At 63.2% G+C, this 4,296-nt stretch carries 4 protein-coding genes; 3 read left to right on the top strand and 1 reads right to left on the bottom strand.

Annotated features, from left to right (window positions below):
* Nucleotides 1-641, bottom strand: a 641-nt coding sequence (locus EOA75_RS29650; protein ID WP_127325814.1) for an HAD-IA family hydrolase, incomplete at its 3' end; no start/stop codon positions are given.
* Nucleotides 642-829: 188 nt separating this feature from the next.
* On the opposite strand from EOA75_RS29650, the gene EOA75_RS29645 reads away from it, so the two are divergent.
* The 3 genes from EOA75_RS29645 to EOA75_RS29635 all read left to right on the top strand — a co-directional run.
* Nucleotides 830-1,699 carry a transglutaminase family protein gene (locus tag EOA75_RS29645; protein ID WP_127247288.1) on the top strand — a complete coding sequence of 290 codons (870 nt, stop codon included), beginning with the start codon at nucleotides 830-832 and terminating at the stop codon, nucleotides 1,697-1,699.
* 301 nt (nucleotides 1,700-2,000) lie between these two features.
* Nucleotides 2,001-3,419 carry a pilus assembly protein gene (locus EOA75_RS29640; RefSeq protein WP_127325813.1) on the top strand — a complete coding sequence of 473 codons (1,419 nt, stop codon included), beginning with the start codon at nucleotides 2,001-2,003 and terminating at the stop codon, nucleotides 3,417-3,419.
* Between the two features lie 406 nt (nucleotides 3,420-3,825).
* The coding region (locus EOA75_RS29635) for a class I SAM-dependent methyltransferase (protein WP_206517060.1) at nucleotides 3,826-4,296 on the top strand (471 nt) is incomplete at its 3' end.

Below are 4,296 nucleotides of genomic sequence, written 5' to 3'. Positions count from 1 at the left end.
ATGATCATCCAGCCATCGTCGTCAGTGGCGACGCCGAGCGCATCGTAGGTGGCGATGCTGGCGTGCTGCGTCACGACCGGATGGACATGCGTGGCGCTGATCACCATCACCGAGGCGCCGGAGGCTTCGCCCGCGGCGATGCCGGCCGGGGCATCCTCGAAGACGAGGCAATCGCGCGCCTCGACGCCGAGACGCTTTGCCGCCAAAAGAAAACAGTCGGGCGCCGGCTTGCCGCGGGTGACGTCCTCGGCCGAGACCATGATGGCGGGCACCGGAATGCCGGCCGCCGCCATACGCAGCAGCGCGAGTTCCCGCGGCGCCGAGGTGACGACCGCCCAGCGCTCCGGCGGCAGCGACTTGAGAAACGCCACAGCACCCGGAATCGGAACGATGCCCTCGAGGTCGGCCGCCTCGGCCTCGAGCAGCGCATCGGCTTCCACGACGGGATCGACGCCGGGAAGCTTCAGCGCGGCGATGGTCTCGATCGCGCGCTTGCCGTGGATAGTCGGCAGGAAGCTCGCGACGTCGAGGCCGTGACGGCGAGCCCACTTGGTCCACACGCGTTCCGCCGCGGCGATCGAATTGAGGACCGTGCCGTCCATGTCGAAAAGGAAAGCGGCGAACTTTCTGCCTGGGAACATCGGATATCCTGGGGGAATCGTTTTCGGGGAGCGCGAAACGCACCGCTATCCTAACCTCCGAAGCGGAGCCTGCAAAGGCGCATGCCGGCATTTCGACTCGCCGCCGGAACAACGCTCCTCATTGCGGCGTTCTCCAACCAGTCTTGCAAGACCACCAACAAGGGCAAGACCACCAACAAGGGGAAGTGATGCTGATCAGGCTCGGCTACGAAATCGCCATCGAATGCGATGCCGCGACGCCGATCATCGCGCTTCTCGACATCCACCCGGATCGCCATGCCGACATCAAGCGGCAGACTCGCTTTCTCACCTCGCCTTCGGTGCCGACGACCACCTATCGCGACTGCCATGGCAATATCTGCCGCCGCTTCACGGCGCCGGCCGGCGGTTTTCGCATCCTCTTTGATGGGGTGGTCGAGGACAGCGGCGAGGCCGACGAGATCAACACGCTGGCGCGCGAAATGCCGGTGGCGGAGCTGCCGGACGAGGTGCTCGTCTACCTGCTCGGCAGCCGCTATTGCGAAACCGATCACCTCAGCAACCTCGCCTGGGAGCTGTTCGGCCACCTGCCGCCCGGCTGGGCGCGCGCGCAGGCGATCGTCGACTATGTCCATAGCCGGCTTTCGTTCGGCTACGGCTATGCCCGCGCCACCCGCACGGCGGCGCAGGCGCATGAGGAGCGCGTCGGCGTTTGCCGCGACTTCGCGCATCTCGCGATCGCGCTCTGCCGCGCGATGAACATTCCAGCGCGCTATGTGAACGGCTATCTCGGCGACATCGGCGTGCCGGCCGATCCGGCGCCGATGGATTTCTCAGCCTGGATGGAAGTGTTCCTCGACGGGAAATGGTACGCGTTCGATCCGCGCCACAATCGTCCAAGGATCGGCCGCGTCGTGATCGCGCGCGGCCGCGACGCCACCGACGTGCCGCTGCTGCACAGCTTCGGCCCGCATCGGCTTACCCTGTTCAAGGTGTGGACCTATGAGCAGCAAGGCAACCTGTTCAAGCCGCCGCATCACGGCATCGACAGGACCGCGAGCGCCCAGATGCTCGCGTAAGCCAGGCGGCTGTTTCACTGCGGCGCCAGCACCAGCGCTGACCCGCTTTGGCACAGGGCGCACTGTGCCGAAGCGGGAAGGGCCGCAATGGCTCCGCCACTCATGGTAAGCGCTTTATGAACGGCATTTCCCTATTGCGTTTCCATTTACCCGCCATTCACCTTCCTGTCTGCCGTGTTCCAGCAGAAACAATGAGTTAGCTGTCGCTCCGCGCTTTCGAACAGAAGGGTGGCCGTGTCTGGCCGAAGTCCTGCAGCGCTTCCGTTGAGCGGCACCGAAGCCGCAGCAGGCGGGGGTGAGGATGCGGCAGTTGAAAGGTCTCGTTTGTGGGGTGGACGGCTTTGCGCGGGATCGCGGAGGCAATTTCGCGGTTCTGTTTGGGGCTGCCGCATCGGTGCTGGCGCTGGGGGTGGGATTCGCAGTCAATATCGCGCAGGTCTACAATGCGAGATCGAGTCTGCAGAGCGTCGTCGATGCCGCTGTGACCTCGACGGCACGCGATCTCACCCTTGGTGTCATCAAGGAAGCCGATGCCGACGCGTCGGTACAGGCATTTCTCGACGCCAACAGCGCGGCCGGCATCCTGCAGGCCAAACAGATCGTGCTCGACAAGCTCACCATCGACAGGACATCGAAGACCGTGCAGGTGAATGCGCATGCCGATGTCGGCCTCTATTTTCCGCTGTTCAGCGTTGGCGATATGCAGCGTGTCGGCGCCTCGACCACCGCGCTCTATTCAGACAAGAAGATCGAGGTGGCGCTGATGCTCGACATCACCGGCTCCATGGCGGCCAACAAGCGCGCCAAGACCAATAAGATCGGCGACCTGCAGGCAGCCGCGTCGCAGACGGTCAAGGATCTCCTGGGACAGAACCGGGATCCCAGCGAGCCTCGGGTCCGGGTGGCGATCGTCCCCTATGCCGAGGCCGTCAACACTGGCGGCCTCGCCGACACCGTCTTCGTCGAGACCTCGACCGGACCGAAGCTGCCGCCGCCGATCGATGCGCCCCTTGCCGTTTCCGTGACGACCGCGCCTGACAAATGCGCCACCGAGCGCAAGGACAAGGACGGCTATGCCGATTATTCGTCGGATGGCCCGTATACGCTGAGGCAGGACAACAATGGCAGGACCTATCAGGCCAAGGTCAACCGCGACTACCGCATGAAAGTGTGTCCATCCGCGGCTCTGGTTCCGCTGACGGCCGATCAGAACACGCTGCTCACGGCCATCGGTCATTTCCAAGCTGCGGGCGTGACGGCAGGTGGGATTGCCGCGCAATGGGGCTATTACATGCTTTCGCCGTCCTGGCGTTCGGCCATCGCCGATGCCCGCCTGGGCGCGGGTCCGGCGAATTTCGATCCGAAGAAAGTGGCAAAGATCGCCATCCTGATGACGGATGGCCAGTTCAACACCGCCTTTGCCCGCGGGCGCGGCACGTCCGCGTCCGACGACCAGGGCCGGAGGTCGCGCGCCAATGCCGAAGCCATTTGCGAGAATATGAAGCACGACGGCATAGAGGTTTTCACCATCGGCTTCGATCTCAACGATCCGTCGATGACGACGACCGAGAGGGATCAAGCGAGATCCGTATTGAAGGACTGTGCGACCGACGACACGTCGTCGCTGAAGCATTTTTACGAGGCCGCCACGGGCACCGAACTGTCAGATGCCTTCGATCAGATCACCCGCAATATCGAGAAGCTCACCATCAATCGCTGATCCACAGGTCAGCCCGCAGAAGGAAAAGGCCGCCGCTTCTTGACGAAGCAGGCGGCCTTCCGTGTTTCCGTCCATGACGCGGCCCCTGGCGGCGACCCCTTCGGGTCACCTGCCGCGCGTCTCGCGCCTTAACGGGAAGACTGCTTCCCGGAAGTGCAATCCGCTGAGCTCACGTTATGGAAAACGAAATCACTCGACATCGGATCACCTCCTTTCGGTTTGTTGAACACAGCCAAATGATGGGGTGCGTCGCGGCAAAAGACAAGATGACGCAACGGAATGGCCGTGCATCGGGCGAGGATCATCCTCGCGCGATGCTTTTTCGCAACAGATCGGGATTGCGGTCGACAGGCCGGTAGACGACAGTGGCGCTCGAGGGCGGTGTTTCGCCTATCGGGAGGTGGGAATGGACGCCGCCGACAGAGCCGCGCGGATCGTACGCAGGGTCGTCGAGACGTTGAAGCCGGGTTTTGCGGTCAGGCTTTGGACCGGCGAGCGGATCGGGCCCGCCGACGGTCCGGTGCTTGCCATCAACGATCAGGACATCGTCTGGCAACTGCTGCGGCGTCCTGCCTTCTCGACGCTTGTCGAGATGTGGATTTCCAAGACCGTCGACATCGAAGAGGGCACGCTGTTCGACTTCTACGCCGTGCCCTCGCAGGGCAGGCTCAAGACGAAGCTCAGATCATTGCCCAAGCTGGAGATCCTGCGCGACCTCCCGGTAGTGCTGTTCTCGCGAAAACAGATGACGGCGCGCAGCGACCTCTCCGGCCGCAACCCTTATGTCAGCGGGTCGAACAAGGAAGCGATCCAGCATCACTACGACATCTCGAATGCCTTCTACCGGCTCTTCCTTGACGAGCGCATGGTCTATAGC

This window comes from Mesorhizobium sp. M1A.F.Ca.IN.022.07.1.1 (assembly GCF_003997575.1).
GTDB lineage: Bacteria > Pseudomonadota > Alphaproteobacteria > Rhizobiales > Rhizobiaceae > Mesorhizobium.
The sequence above is the reverse complement of the archived record's forward strand: the minus strand, read 5'-3'. Positions and strand labels throughout refer to the sequence as shown.